This window comes from Paenibacillus sp. E194 (assembly GCF_000935845.1).
Taxonomy (GTDB): Bacteria; Bacillota; Bacilli; order Paenibacillales; family Paenibacillaceae; genus Paenibacillus_B; species Paenibacillus_B alvei_B.
Genome location: NZ_JMDX01000166.1, coordinates 1 through 13,796, shown reverse-complemented (window position 1 = coordinate 13,796; position 13,796 = coordinate 1). Strand labels below are relative to the sequence as shown.

The 13,796-nt window shown below is 40.4% G+C and carries 14 protein-coding genes; 11 read left to right on the top strand and 3 right to left on the bottom strand.

Annotation, left to right across the window (positions count from 1 at the left end; genetic code table 11):
- Positions 1 to 73 precede the first annotated feature (73 nt).
- The gene (locus tag AZ66_RS20210) at positions 74 to 937 is read right to left on the bottom strand and encodes an alpha/beta fold hydrolase (protein ID WP_044356489.1); all 864 of its coding nucleotides are present in this window, start codon (positions 935 to 937) and stop codon (positions 74 to 76) included.
- A 122-nt stretch (positions 938 to 1,059) separates the two neighbouring features.
- Here AZ66_RS20210 and AZ66_RS33855 point away from each other — a divergent pair, with 122 nt between their 5' ends.
- The 4 genes from AZ66_RS33855 to AZ66_RS20190 all read left to right on the top strand — a co-directional run bounded on the left by AZ66_RS33855 (position 1,060) and on the right by AZ66_RS20190 (position 6,112).
- On the top strand, positions 1,060 to 1,659 hold the full coding sequence (locus AZ66_RS33855) for a MauE/DoxX family redox-associated membrane protein (protein ID WP_442950311.1): 600 nt from the start codon (positions 1,060 to 1,062) through the stop codon (positions 1,657 to 1,659).
- Between the two features lie 8 nt (positions 1,660 to 1,667).
- Positions 1,668 to 2,285, top strand: a complete 618-nt coding sequence (locus tag AZ66_RS20200; RefSeq protein WP_021258289.1) for a hypothetical protein — start codon at positions 1,668 to 1,670, stop codon at positions 2,283 to 2,285.
- 333 nt (positions 2,286 to 2,618) lie between these two features.
- Complete coding sequence (locus tag AZ66_RS20195) at positions 2,619 to 4,403, top strand: ABC transporter ATP-binding protein (RefSeq protein ID WP_021258288.1); 1,785 nt, start codon at positions 2,619 to 2,621, stop codon at positions 4,401 to 4,403.
- Between the two features lie 521 nt (positions 4,404 to 4,924).
- A complete protein-coding gene (locus tag AZ66_RS20190) occupies positions 4,925 to 6,112 on the top strand; it encodes an MFS transporter (RefSeq protein ID WP_044356488.1) in 1,188 nt (395 codons plus the stop codon).
- A 143-nt stretch (positions 6,113 to 6,255) separates the two neighbouring features.
- Here AZ66_RS20190 and AZ66_RS20185 read toward each other — a convergent pair whose 3' ends face one another.
- Complete coding sequence (locus AZ66_RS20185) at positions 6,256 to 7,170, bottom strand: LysR family transcriptional regulator (RefSeq protein ID WP_044356487.1); 915 nt, start codon at positions 7,168 to 7,170, stop codon at positions 6,256 to 6,258.
- 200 nt (positions 7,171 to 7,370) lie between these two features.
- Between AZ66_RS20185 and AZ66_RS20180 the strand changes: the two genes are divergently transcribed.
- Both AZ66_RS20180 and AZ66_RS20175 read left to right on the top strand, forming a co-directional pair.
- Positions 7,371 to 8,594 carry an amidohydrolase family protein gene (locus tag AZ66_RS20180; protein ID WP_044356486.1) on the top strand — a complete coding sequence of 408 codons (1,224 nt, stop codon included), beginning with the start codon at positions 7,371 to 7,373 and terminating at the stop codon, positions 8,592 to 8,594.
- Positions 8,595 to 8,630: 36 nt separating this feature from the next.
- Entirely contained in the window at positions 8,631 to 9,851 is a 1,221-nt protein-coding gene (locus AZ66_RS20175; RefSeq protein WP_044356485.1) for an amidohydrolase, read from the top strand.
- Between the two features lie 61 nt (positions 9,852 to 9,912).
- Here AZ66_RS20175 and AZ66_RS20170 read toward each other — a convergent pair whose 3' ends face one another.
- A complete protein-coding gene (locus AZ66_RS20170; RefSeq protein ID WP_044356484.1) occupies positions 9,913 to 10,200 on the bottom strand; it encodes a hypothetical protein in 288 nt (95 codons plus the stop codon).
- A gap of 256 nt (positions 10,201 to 10,456) precedes the next feature.
- Between AZ66_RS20170 and AZ66_RS30055 the strand changes: the two genes are divergently transcribed.
- From AZ66_RS30055 to AZ66_RS20145, 5 genes are all read left to right on the top strand, one after another.
- Complete coding sequence (locus AZ66_RS30055) at positions 10,457 to 11,194, top strand: intradiol ring-cleavage dioxygenase (RefSeq protein ID WP_052648697.1); 738 nt, start codon at positions 10,457 to 10,459, stop codon at positions 11,192 to 11,194.
- Between the two features lie 155 nt (positions 11,195 to 11,349).
- Positions 11,350 to 11,970, top strand: a complete 621-nt coding sequence (locus AZ66_RS20160) for a hypothetical protein (RefSeq protein ID WP_052648695.1) — start codon at positions 11,350 to 11,352, stop codon at positions 11,968 to 11,970.
- Positions 11,971 to 11,987: 17 nt separating this feature from the next.
- On the top strand, positions 11,988 to 12,842 hold the full coding sequence (locus AZ66_RS20155; RefSeq protein ID WP_044356483.1) for a hypothetical protein: 855 nt from the start codon (positions 11,988 to 11,990) through the stop codon (positions 12,840 to 12,842).
- Positions 12,843 to 12,913: 71 nt separating this feature from the next.
- Complete coding sequence (locus AZ66_RS20150; RefSeq protein WP_052648693.1) at positions 12,914 to 13,417, top strand: DUF6630 family protein; 504 nt, start codon at positions 12,914 to 12,916, stop codon at positions 13,415 to 13,417.
- A 17-nt stretch (positions 13,418 to 13,434) separates the two neighbouring features.
- The coding region (locus tag AZ66_RS20145) for a hypothetical protein (RefSeq protein ID WP_044356482.1) at positions 13,435 to 13,796 on the top strand (362 nt) is incomplete at its 3' end.

Sequence of the window (13,796 nt, the reverse complement as noted above, 5' to 3'; positions counted from 1 at the left end):
AGACATAGAGTTTCTCGGCTGTTAGGCGGAGGTGCTAATGTCGGGAAACCTTTTTATTGTTTGCGGTAACCTATCAACTGCCTTGGGGGTTAAAGAATTGTAGTATCCTATCTGCTTGGTTGACAATGAGGTGGCCCGTATCCGGCAGCAGCTCGATCCTAGCTTGTGGTGCAAATTGTTTCAGTCGATTCATACTCTTGCTAGCAGGTATTAATTGATCAGAATCGCCAAAAAGCATGAAAATCGGCATCGTTAATTGATGAAGGGACTGATTACTAAATAACGGCATTTTTGCAGTTCGCGGTTTGAAATGTTTGAAGACAAGTGATGCGAATGAAAGATCTACTTCCAATCCGGATAACGATGATGAAGAAATAGTACCAGCACCCACTAATTTAAGTATTTGTAGCTGACCCCATTTTCCAAGAAGGGAGAAAAAGATTGCTTTCCATAGGAAACTGGCTTTTTCATGTGTAAGCCCTCCGGGACAAAGCAAAACCAAATTGTCTACCTTCTCCGGATAAGTGGTAGCGAAACTCAATGACATCCAGCCGCCTAATGACATAGCTACAATGGAACAGGAGCTTAATCGAAGTGCATGTATGGTTTCATTCAACCATAGCGCGTATGCACCACTCTCGTAGCTTGGTCGGCTTGCTGCTGATAATCCTGCTTCTCCAATAATGTCGATTGCATAAACATTGTGAGTTTTTGAAAGAGAGGCTACATCGCCGTACCAAGTGAAAGAATTCGATACACTTCCATGCAGGAGAATCAGTGGGGGATTGTTCTTGGATCCTGACTCAATGACAAAAGTCGATCCGAAGCTTGTCTCAACTTCGTATTGGTGGTTTTCCACTGGCCAGCTAGCAAGTATTTTTCGGTACTGTTCTAAAACTTCTCGTTTGCCTGCTTCTGACTTATATAAATTCTCCATTATATCTCGCCTTTCTTTCTAGCAGTTTTTATACCATAATTTTTGAGTCTTTTTTTGCATTTAATTACAGTGAATTTTTTGCATGTACTATTAGATTTTAGCAAAATACTCTTTGACAATGAATTATAATCAATAATATACTAAGTTATGGAAATGCAGAGATAATCAAGGAGGTTTTTATAATTTATAGTTTTTTTGTTCATTTGCTCATTGTTAATATATTTGTCAGTACTGGAGTATCGAAGATTTTTAATTTCGGTCCCTTCATTAGAGCTATAAAAGTAATGTTAAATGTAAGTAATAACTACATTGTCTATTTCTTGGCGATTTCAGTCATCACTACAGAAATAGGATTTTCACTATTATTATTAATTGGCCGCAATACTGCTATTCCATCGATAGCTTTGATTTCCTTGCTCTTTATATTCAATCTAATGATAGTTATGCATATAAGGAAAAAGAGCGAAATCTCTTGTCAATGTGGCGGTTTCCTTGGAAATCATATTCTTAACAAAGGAATTGTTGCTAGAAATTTTGTATTAATCGCAAGTCTGTTCCTCACCTTAATCTTTCCGCCTTCCACCAACTTGCTTACTTTACTAGACGATATACACCAGCTCGTGTTCTTCGTATATATGGAGGCACTATCCTTAATTATTTTATTCTTTTATCGTTACATAAATCATGCTGCCTATATTTTAAAAAACATTAAAACGGGATGAGGTAGGGTATGGATTTATTAATAATAGGTATAATCTTTATGTGTATCGGCCTGTGCACTGTAGCATATTTCATTTTGCAATTATTGAATGTAGCGAAAGCAATAATGGATGAATTAAAAATAATGAAAGAAGATAAAAACAAGGGTGATTTTAATCCATTCGAGTTGCCTTATTCCTCTCTAGCAAAGGGCGAAGCTATACCTTCAATTGAAGTCATTGATCCTGCTTCAAAAAATACTGTTGTGTTTAAACAGCATCATAGCAAGGACACTCTAATTTTGCTTACGGGAGTAGGCTGCAATCCTTGCGAAAAAACGCTAACTGCCTTGTTTGATCATAAGGTTGATTTAAAACACGCAAATGAACATATAGTGATCTTCTCTTTTTATCCTCCACAGTTAGAAAACGAACACAATCACATTCATAACCACTTGAGCTTAGTCGAGAGAACTAATCCACACGAACAATTCATTGTGAACGAGAACGCAATTCAAACCTTAAAAGTAAATGAGTTCCCGATAATTATTCGAATTTCTGCAAATGGCCAGATTAAGGGAACTTATTCAGGACATATGGAATCCGTTATGAGTCAAATCCATATCATTCAGCAAAGTCTGGTGTCTTAACCTATTCTGTTCAAGATTGCCCGAAAGGAGGTGAATATCAATGAAGAAGGATGATTGCTCTATTTCTTATTGTGTAGATAAATGCACTTATGATAACTCGTGTACTCTTCAAGGAAATGGCATGCCGTATAAAAAGTGGACTGACTGCTCCAGTGCTCCAAAAGGGTGTTCGTACTGGATTAATCCTCCGAAGTGCGGCTGCTAGCAGTACCGAAATAAATATTTAAAAGTAAAGAACTCAGATTATTTGAGTTCTTTATTCTTTGTTGGATATCGTCCTTGCATTCTGCAAATCAACATAGTTGTGCGATATACTTGAAAAGAGGAATTTAATTGCGTCCATTTCCGATGAAATTAAAATTATTTAAATGGGTATTCAACATTATTTTCAATGTTTCTCGAATTGGATTTGTGTTCTTTATCGGAATCTCTCTGATTCTCGCCTTTTTACCTAACATATCATTATTGCTAACAGAAAAAATAGGAGATGCTTTAACTGAATACAGGAATAATCCAAGTTTACTTATATGGCTTCTCATTTCACAGGCAATCATTTATATTCTTTTTCAGCTTGTCACATTATCGGGAAAAATATTTGAAGTTAAGTTAAATTCGAAATATATGTTCCGCTTTGAATATCTAATCAGGTCAAAATTATCCCGCGTAAAACAGATTTCATTAGAAAGTACTGACGTACAGAATAAAATTTCGATGCTCTCATCCATTACCCCCCATCTTGGGATTCATCTTCTCAACAATGCACTATCATTAATGAAAAGCTGCATCGCATTAACACTTATGGTTTATATTTTGCACAATATTCATTGGGTAATAATAGTGTTGCTCATTATTTTAAGCGTGCTCAACATTTACGTAACTAGACTATACAATCAATATCAGATGGACATCCTTACACAAAATAGCGAAAAGGAAAGAGAGAAGGAATTCATATCTAGTATTTTTACAGATTATATTAAGGCCGCTGAAATTCGAATTTTCCAGAGGTATGCATATCTACTTCGCAAATGGGAGAACTCATTTTGGCATGTTCAGCACCCCCTTATTAAAATCGGTCTGAAAAGAGACACACTATTTACCGGGCTTCAAATTGTCACACAAATCTTAAATGCTTCCATGCTTATTGTTTTAGTGCTTTCCTCGACTACTGAAATCTCTATTGGTTCTTTCATGCTAGTAACTCAAGCCATATTAATGTTTCAAAATTATGCAAATGATATTGTGAACTCACTTAGCTATTTCAACCAAGCTTCTATTTACTTGCCTTCGCTTTTTGATGTAATGAACATGGAAGAAGAAGAAAACGATCCTAACGGGAAATCATTTAAAGGATTGCAGTCAAGTCTATCTGTTCATCAATTGAGCTTTCATTATGGAGATTCTGATAAAGTCGTATTAAACAATATCTCTTTTCGCATCAACAAAGGAGAAAAAGTTGCTATTCTTGGTGATAATGGATCTGGAAAAAGCACGCTTTTGAAATGCATGATCGGCCTGTATGATCATTATGAAGGAACGATTTGCTATGATGACATAGATATACGTAATTATGAGAAATCGTCCTTCCGAAACAACATTTCTGTTCTATTTCAAAGATTCGGAAAATATCCGATGTCTTTATTTGAAAACATAACGTTAGGTGACGAATTAGTTGATAAAAATGATCCTGATTTAAAACAAACCGTTGCGAACAGCGGTTTATCTGATATCGTCAGTCAATTACCCAGGGGGGCCAACACAATGCTGAGTCCTGTGTACCAAGATGGAGTAGATTTGTCAGGCGGGCAATGGCAAAGAGTGGCGCTAGCCAGAACATATGCCCGCAGACCAAGTGTACTCTTCTTAGATGAACCGACATCTGCAATAGATCCGCTTAGCGAAAGACAAATAAATGAAGATTTCATGGAATTTGCAGATGAAAAAACGGCAATAATCGTCACCCATCGGTTAAATATTTGCAAGTATGTAGATAAAATCATTGTGATGCAACAAGGAAGTATTGTAGAGATCGGATCGCACGAAGAGTTAATAAACATCAACGGCATTTACAAAGAAATGGTACTGTCACAAGATACTAATCTACGACTCGGGATCTCTTGAGTGAGCACGCGGGCTGCTTCCAAATGTCGAAATTGTCTTCGCAAACCTAGTTCATTTTGTTTTGTTCCTCCATAACTTATTTTCAAAATTCTGAAATCATCTCCCATATTAAGCTGTCAATAGTGATTGGATTGATATAAACATATTAGGTTATAAGTAACATAGGTTAAAAGTAACCTATGTTACTTCGGTTGTCAATAATTAACTTTAATTGACATGCTAGCAGCTTAGTATCACATAAGTCCAGAAATCAAGAGAACGCCCCTTCAACTTCAGGGGCGTTCTCTTTTCAATATAGAATCTTTCGAAAAAAAACTATTATCACTTAAACTTGATATGCCGGTCGCCATAAGAATCATATAGAAGCATTCTCTATGTATATCAAAAATATTAAGTCCCTATATGTTTTTCATATTTTTATTGAAGATAGCCGCATGCTAACATATACAAATGCAGATAGAGGGGACTGGTATTCAGTTCCCGATTCATGATTTTTATCAATTCGATATAGGTGGTCATTAATGTTAACGAAGTCAGCGTTTCCATTACTGTTGTTGAACATGTTTCTCGCTAATCTAAGTATGGGTCTTGTCATTCCGATCGTGCCGGAACTTCTTGAGGAGTTTTCGGCAAGCGGACAGGCCGCAGGATATTTGGTCTCCTGCTTTGGCTTGACCCAGTTTCTATTCTCACCCATTGCAGGCAATTTGTCAGATCGATACGGCCGTAAACCAATGATTATCATCGGTTTGGTCTTGTTCGCACTCTCCAACTTGCTTGCAGCTTTTGCAAGCGATCTAACTTTATTATTCGCATCGCGATTGATTGGTGGAATAGGCTCAGCAGCCTTAATCCCGTCCATTATTGCGTATATTGCTGACATTACAGCAGATGAGCAGCGCAGCAAGTCGATGTCATGGTTGGGTGCGTCGATGACATCTGGGTTTATTATCGGACCGGGTGTCGGCGGATTGCTTGCGGAATGGGGCATTAAGATGCCATTCTATGTATCCGCATGTGTAGGAGTGGTGGCAATGCTTTGCAGCTTCTGGGGATTGCCTGAATCGGTGTCGGCGAACATTCGCCAGATGCGTAGTCAAGTGAAGGAAAAGAGGGACAATGTGTTCCGGCAAATCGTGCTTTCGGTTCGGTCTCGCTATTTTGTCATGCTGCTCATTGTTTTCACGATGACCTTCGGTCTGACGCATTTTGAAGCAATTTTTCCGCTCTTTGTCGTACAGGTGTACGGATTCACGACGCGTCAAATCGCTATTCTACTAACCGTATGTTCGCTCATCGGCACGTTGAATCAACTGTTGCTGACTGACCGGATTACACGGCGATTCGGGGAAAAACAGATTATTGTTGCCATGTTGTTGTTATCGGCGGTGTCCCTTGTATTCCTATTATTCTCTGGCCATTTCTTCTATGTCATGGTATTTACGATGTTATTCTTTACGTTCAATAATATTTTGCGCCCTACGATCAATACGCTTCTATCCCGAGTGGCCGGGAATGAACAAGGGTTTGTGGCAGGAATGAATAATGCCTACACGAGTCTCGGTTTGATATTTGGCCCGATGTTGGCAGGTATTTTGTTTGAAGTCCATTTCGACTTGCCTTATCTGTTTGGCGGATTCGTACTGCTCGTGAGCAGTATCTTTACGGGAAGTCGATTGAAAAATCTAAATTCTCCTCAACACGGCTGATGTGCTCTCGATACGATTTGCTTCAAAGAAGTGAAATCATTCGTTTGAAGATGAGCCAAAAGATCCCGGATCGTCATGATCCGAGGGTCATTTTTTAATTTCCACATGCCACAAAAAAATTGGACTCCATAATAGGGCTTCAATCAATCCGTTTCTTTATGCGCATGATGCTGAAGATACCTTCCTTCTTTTTTGAATAAATCGATAAAATTCCGGGCCGTGTTGGATAAGCGGTGATTTTTGAGCCATATTAGCCCCAGCGGAGAAGACATCCCAACGGTAGAAGAAATTTTGTACGCATGAATCGAAACCCCTCTATGCCGATGAAGCAGTGTTTCCGGAACGATCGACGAACAAAAGTCAGTGGATACCAACTCCATCAACAGCGATATGTCGGAACATTCACCGACAACAAGGGGATGCATATCAAGCCTTGAGTATGCCTCCAAAATGGAATAGTGTACACCTAATCCCTGCGTGCTTGGCAATAAGAGCCGTTCGTTAGCCGTGTCCGCAAGCGTAACTTCATGTTCAGACCGTTTCTGTTTCTGCGATGTAATCCAATAGAACGGTTCGGTATACAGGTGAAGAACTGAGAAATCGTCCAATTCAAGCGGTAATCGTATGAATGCTAATTCGACAGCCCGATCCCGGACTAACTGACACAGATGAGCGGACTCATTTTGTTGGATTTTGTACGTTACCTTAGGATATTGCTTTTGAAATTGGTGGAGGATTTCAGGCAAATCAGGAACCGAAAACGTATTTACACCCATCGTCAATTGGCCGTTTACCCCATTTTCGACCTCACTCACTTCCATCTTAGCCTCTTGCATTAATTGATCCATTTGCAAGGCATAGGAATATAAGGTCTTGCCTGCATTCGTTACTTCCATGTGTTTCCCGTTTCTCTCCAACAATATTGCGCCGAGTTCCACTTCCATTGCTCTCAATTGTTGGCTTAGAGGCGGTTGAGAAATATGAAGTCTTCTCGCTGCGGCTGATATGCTTCCTTCCTCCACAATCGCAATAAAATAGCGAAGCTGTCTGATATCCATCGTTGCATAGACTCCTTTCTCATATATGAAAAACATATATATAACTTATTTATTATATATTTTTCGTTTGATCGCCTTCATGTTAGCATATTTGTAAAGAACGATAAAGGAGACCGAGCGACGTCTCGTCTCTTGCTGCTTGTAATGCTTGTCTTACGGGCTGGTTTGGGAAAACAGTTGCAGCGAAGGAGGAGACGGAAGTGGCGGACAATGCTTACTGGTTAACGAATGTGCGGTTGGAGACCGGCTATCAGTATGAGAATGGCACCGTAACGGGGACAGAAACCATGCTTTTTCATGTACAGATCTCAGATGGGAAAATCAGTAAGATCGTTCCCGCAGATCAACCTTTAGAAACGAATATGCCTACACGGGATGCAAATGGATATCTCATGCTTCCCTCATTCCGCGATATGCATATTCATCTTGATAAGACATATTACAGTGGTCCATGGAAAGCGCCAACGATACCACGCAAAGGACTTTTGACAAGGCTGGAGGAGGAACAAGAATTACTCCCGCGCTTGTTGCCTGTTGCTAAGGAAAGGGCGGAGAACTTGCTGGGATTGCTGACCAATGCCGGTTCGACCCGTATTCGTACCCATTGTAATGTCGATCCATTCATAGGATTGCGGAATTTGGAAGCCACGCTTCAAGCCGTAGAAACTTACAAAGGAAAAGCTTCGGTTGAAATTGTGGCGTTTCCCCAGCATGGATTATTACGCAGTGAATCTGTTTCTCTCGTAAGAGAAGCATTAAGAAGCGGTGCTGCTCTCGTTGGCGGCGTTGACCCTGCAACCATTGACGGCAATATCGAGAAGTCACTGCACACGGTAATGGAACTTGCGGTGGAAGCGGATGCGGGTATTGATCTTCATATCCATGATCCAGGCCATCTTGGCATTTTTACCTTTCAACGATTGGCCGCGTTAACAGAGGAAGCAGGGTGGCAAGGAAGAGTCAACATCAGCCATGCTCTGGCGTTGGCTGACATTTCTCTGGAAGAGGCAGGTCAAGTTGCAGAACTGTTAGCTGAGCAGCGGATTACGATTACATCCACCGTTCCGCTTGGAAGGACAATTCCGATACCGCTCTTAAGCGAAAAGGGTGTGCAAATCTCCCTCGGTGATGACAGCATCACGGATCACTGGTCTCCTTTTGGCAAAGGAGATAGTCTTGAAAAAGCGGGTACATTAGCGGAACGATTCGGCCTGAAGGACGAACGTTCCCTTGGACAAACACTGGGGTATATTACAGGCGGTGTAACACCTTTAAATACAGACGGACAACGCATCTGGCCTAATGTCGGAGACGCTGCCGACCTCGTTCTCGTTGATGCAAGTTGTTCAGCCGAAGCGGTTGCACGCAGAGCAAGAAGGGTCGCGGTTTTCTTTCAGGGGAATCTGGCTGCCGGAGAACTTTAGAACTTTTATCAGAGAACGTAGAAAGGATGAGCTTCTTTGAATACTACTTATTGGTTAACCAATGTCCTGTTGGAAACGGGATTTCAGGAAGATAACGGTGTGATTACGGGTACCAAAACCGAATGCTATCATCTCTTAATCGAGGATGGGAAAGTGGCGAAAATCGTCTCAGCGGATGAGCCCGTACCGAATGAACTTCCTAAGAAAGATGCGAAACGGCGTCTGGTGCTGCCTTCATTTACCGAAAAACATTGTCATCTGGATAAAACATTGCTTGGTGATCGGTGGCGTGCGGTAACACCTGCAAGTAATATTTTTGAACGGTTTGAAATCGAAAAGCAAGTACTTCCTTCTTTGGAAACAACGACGCAAGAACGTGCGGAACAGTTGCTCGATATTTATGTGAAGTCTGGTGTAACGCATGTGCGCACGCATGTCGATGTTTATCCTGAGGTTGGATTGGGGAATTTGGAACAAGTTAAGCGAGCATTGCACACATTTGAAGGGAAGCTGACCTACGAAATCGTTGCTTTTCCACAGCACGGTTTATTGCGTTCCAAGTCGAAACAGTTGGTTCGGGAAGCCCTTCGCCAAGGAGCAAGCTTCGTAGGTGGCGTCGATCCAGCCACGGTGGATGGTGATCTCGAAGCTTCCTTACAGGAAATGGTGGAGCTAGCCGTAGAAGGAAATGCGGGCATTGACCTGCACTTGCATGACGCCGATCATCTTGGTGTATTTACGATAAAGCGATTGGCCCAGTTAACGAAAGAAGCGGGATTGCAAGGCAAGGTTGCCGTCAGCCATGCCTTTGGGTTGGGGGATATTTCTCAAGCTCAAGCGGAGGTCATGGGAGAGCTTCTGGCGGATGCAGGGGTCTCCATTATTACAAGCGTACCGATAAACCGCAAGTTTCCGCCAGTTGGTCTATTACACCGGAAAGGTGTTACGGTTGCTGTCGGATGCGATAATATTTTTGACGTGTGGTCGCCTTTTGGCGATGGGGATATTTTGAAACGAGCTGGTCGTTTGGCGGAAATGTACGGATGGTCCGATGAGCGGGCATTAGCCCGGACACTGCAATTTATTACCGATGGCAAGACACCATTAAATGATAATGGCGAAAGAGTGTGGCCCAAAGTCGGAGACGATGCAAATATGGTGCTAGTCGAAGCTTCTTGTTCAGCTGAAGCTATCGCAAGAAGTTCAAAACGTGTGGCCACGATATTCAGAGGCAATATTGTATCAGGTTCAGTGTAATGTGAACCGCTAATCCCTTATAAAAGTTCAGGCGCCTGGCTTCCCAGACCGACGCTTGAGCTTATTTTCTTCTATAGAACTTTTCCCAATCCTTAATAACTTCTGCTTTAGTCAATTGTCGTTCCCTCAGACATCGGGATGTCTCCCATTCATGTATCGCCTGCTGCTTTGTTTTATAAAAGCGGTAGTCGCAAATATTCCAGGAACAGAATAGTTTTCTGTACCATTTTCCGTTTTGAACATCATCTGTAAATCGGCGTACAGTTTTACTTGCCTGCCGTTTGCTCCAGCGGGTGCCGGGTGTACGATGGTCTGTCCATACGGTTGATTTTTTCATACTATTGCTCATTTGGCTCTATTTTCCCTCCTTGTGGGAAGCTAGAGGCCGTCTATTTTCTTCATAATTTCACCTCTTCCAAGTTCGTATCGTTCTGTATATATAAACGCTATCGATAATCAGATGTTTCTTAAAGGTTTGAAATTTGAAAATACATTTTGGTGTTAGTCGAAGCTTCATGTTGTGGTTTCCTAAATAAATTGCACTTATTACGAAATATAGGCATATGCTCAGGATATAATCAGAAACCCAAAGGAGAACCGCATGTATGTTTCGTGATATGAACAATCCGTGTAATCAATGGGTCAAGAAAAATATCCTGAAACAGCAATATAACGAATTTTGTATTGTAAGCTATAGTTTCGAGGATACTGATAGATGTCTACTTACGAGTTCCACGAGTGAAGGTCCCTTCTATCTGAAGAACTCCATGATTCGAAAAGATGTTCGAGAAGACCAATATGGAGTTGATCTCTTACTCCGCTTAAGAGTAGTTGATGTTAAGGGATGCAGACCCATCTGTGGGTTGGCCGTTGATATTTGGAATAGTAACGCCTGTGGTGTTTATTCAGGATTTTCAGGGTACGAAAATAGTAGCTTCGCTCCAGGACAAATTGCCGTACCGACAGATCATAAAACGTTTCTTCGTGGACGTCAGTTCACCGACGAGAACGGCATGGTTGAGTTTTTGACTATAATCCCTGCATGGTATCATCTTAGAACGCCTCATATTCACATCAAAATAATTGAGGGTTCAAAAGAAATCCTGACAACGCAATTATTTTTCCCTCAAGAGTTCACCTATGAAATTGAATCCTTGCCACCATACAATTCAAGACAACTCAGTCCCTACATCAACGAAAATGATTTCGTTCTTACGCTGTCTCATGGAGTTCAAGGAGGGTGGCCTAAGTTTACGAAATGGGGAGAGAGATATTATATGGGGACGTTAACCATTGGAGTCGACTACGGTGGTACGTTATTTCCATCGGAAAAATCCAATTAAGAACGAAAAGCCTGCCTTTTGGCGGGCTTTTGACGTTTTTAAACACAGCTCACCCCTATTCTTTTGGTAGGATTTAACTCGATAAATGTCGAAGTATGATGAGAAGATGAACAGGATAGTATCAGCCGAAATGTAAATGGAGAGGGGTGATCACAATGAGAGATTTAAAAAGTCTTAAAGAGCGAAAAGAGTGTATGCTTTTTCAAACGAGCGAAAAGGATAGTCGTAATGGATGGATTGGTGGGAATGCACCGGCTTATTTTGATGAACTAGAAGGCATGGTAAATAAGGATATGGAGAGGTATTTTTATTTGTCTATCGTTAACCCTTTTGATGAAACTGAGATGATCTCCATATTCGCTCCTAAACAGTTTGAAGATCGTATTTCGAAAAATAGATATCCAGATTGTTCGTTATTCACAATGAAACATCCTAAAACAGAAGAGAGTAAACTTGATACTTTTACCGATCCTGATTTAGTAAAGCACTATATTTCAGAAGCCAACATTGTAAGTGATAAAGCGTCATTTGAAGAACGTTTTCTTATTAAATTTGGGGGAACTCCAAGGCATATCCAGGGAGAAAAGTATTACTATACGGAGTTGCATGATGACGGTTTTGAATTTCTATTTCAGGTCGATGAGGATGGGTATCCAGATACACTCATAAAGCCAAGAAAAAGTTATCCCTTTGCGTTCGGTGCTATCTATTTATACGCACAAATGTTAGAAGATTCGATTGAGAACCCCATACAAAGTTATTGGCAATATTCTTAATGTGAAGGGGTGGAAGAATGCGCACTAATAAGTATTGGAAGTATTTTGATCGAGCGATGAAAGAGTACAAAAAACGAGTAATCTCAGACGAAGAAGTGAAAGAAATACGTGATGCTCGACTGAATGAAATGAAAGACTTCATTCAAAAAAATGAACGAAATCGTTTAGCGGAACGTTTAGGGTTATTAATTGGTGTTCACCTTGAAATGAATGCAAAACATAGAATACTCAATGGGGAACCATCAGGATGGATTTTATTAGAGCAGCAACTTTTTTGGTCATTTCAAATGATTAAAAGCAATCCAAGTAGAGAGGATGTATCAGCCAGGGAAATAGGGGGACTTATCGGGCTTTCCCTATTGTGGGGCTATGAAGATATTGCAGAGCTAACCTACCAATATGCAACGAATATGTTTACGAAAGATCGAGATTTCTATGCGGAGAATAAGACGCATCATGTTTTTATGACCTGTCTATATCACAAGTGGAAAACGGGAGACATGCCTGAATTGTTTACTATTTTACCGGAAGATCATGTCTACCAAAAGTTAATGCGCAGTTGGAACGATACAAATCATTTTGGAGAGCACCTATATGAACTATGTGATTTCCACATTTATAGTCTAAGCGACACTCCCTATAAATTAAGTGAAATTTTATCGTTTGACTGTATTCCTTACGATTATTATTGCATTCAATTAATTAGAGAAAAAGAGGGACTAGCTACCCCTAATATAGAACATCCGTTGCTTCAAACACCTCTGGCTGCAATTCCAAAGGATAAACCAGGGTATAAAATTGACGATGACGAGATATTGCAATTCGTAATTCAAAATGAAAAGATACCTGATTCGCAACGCATCATACGTTAAAGACACTTGATTGTAAAGTTTTAAAAAGAATATGAGATACCTTCAACTGTAGTTGGAAAAGGAGTGAGTGTATGAATGCAATGCTGTTACTTGTGCAAAGGCTTTCATATGATGTGGAAGAAGAAATTTATTCAGAGGTTTCATTAGCTATAGAACAGCCAGGAGCCTATTTTGAGAAGTTCAAAGAGCGGCTTGATGAAAGAGGGATCGATAGCCCGATTGATCAATTGGCATGGATTTCGTTGGTTGACGCACTTCTTGATCATGATTTGGCATTTGAAATCGATTGGAAAGAATCAGGTTTATACCTATGCGATGTTGTTGATGAATTGCTAGATAGAAAGAAAATGGCGTGCATAAGCTGGGAAGATTTTGAGGAGGGAGAACTTGATGAGCTGCCAACGGCCCAATGTTTAAATGAAATTTCAAAAAGGTTAAGGGAAAAGGGAATTTCGTTGGCATGTTTGGATATGGAAAGTGACTGTTACGTTCTGATCACGGTCCCATCAACTGAGATTGATGAAATTAAGGCGCTGGCACAAGAAGCAGGTTATAGAATTCAAGATTCTTTTTAAGTAGAGGATGAATTTGAATGAACGAGGAAATTAAAAAAATCATTGATTGCCTAAAAGAAGGTTTACAAGAGGATCCTTCAACGATTGTTTTTGCAAAATTAAATGATGGGTTCACGGGGATTCATGAAGAAGCTGATTTGTTAAAGCTAGGGAAATACTACGACTTATTAAAAATAACAAATGGAGCACGATGTGGTGATATTGATTTCTGGAGTTACAGCGAATTAGAGAGCAATCAATATGTTCTCGCAGATATTCAAGATGACAAAGAATCATGGTTAGCAATAGGCCAGATTCTTTATGAACCCTTAATCATGAATAGATTTGAAGGGAATGTTTATAAATTGGATGAAGACGGAACTACGATGAATGGCTTTGG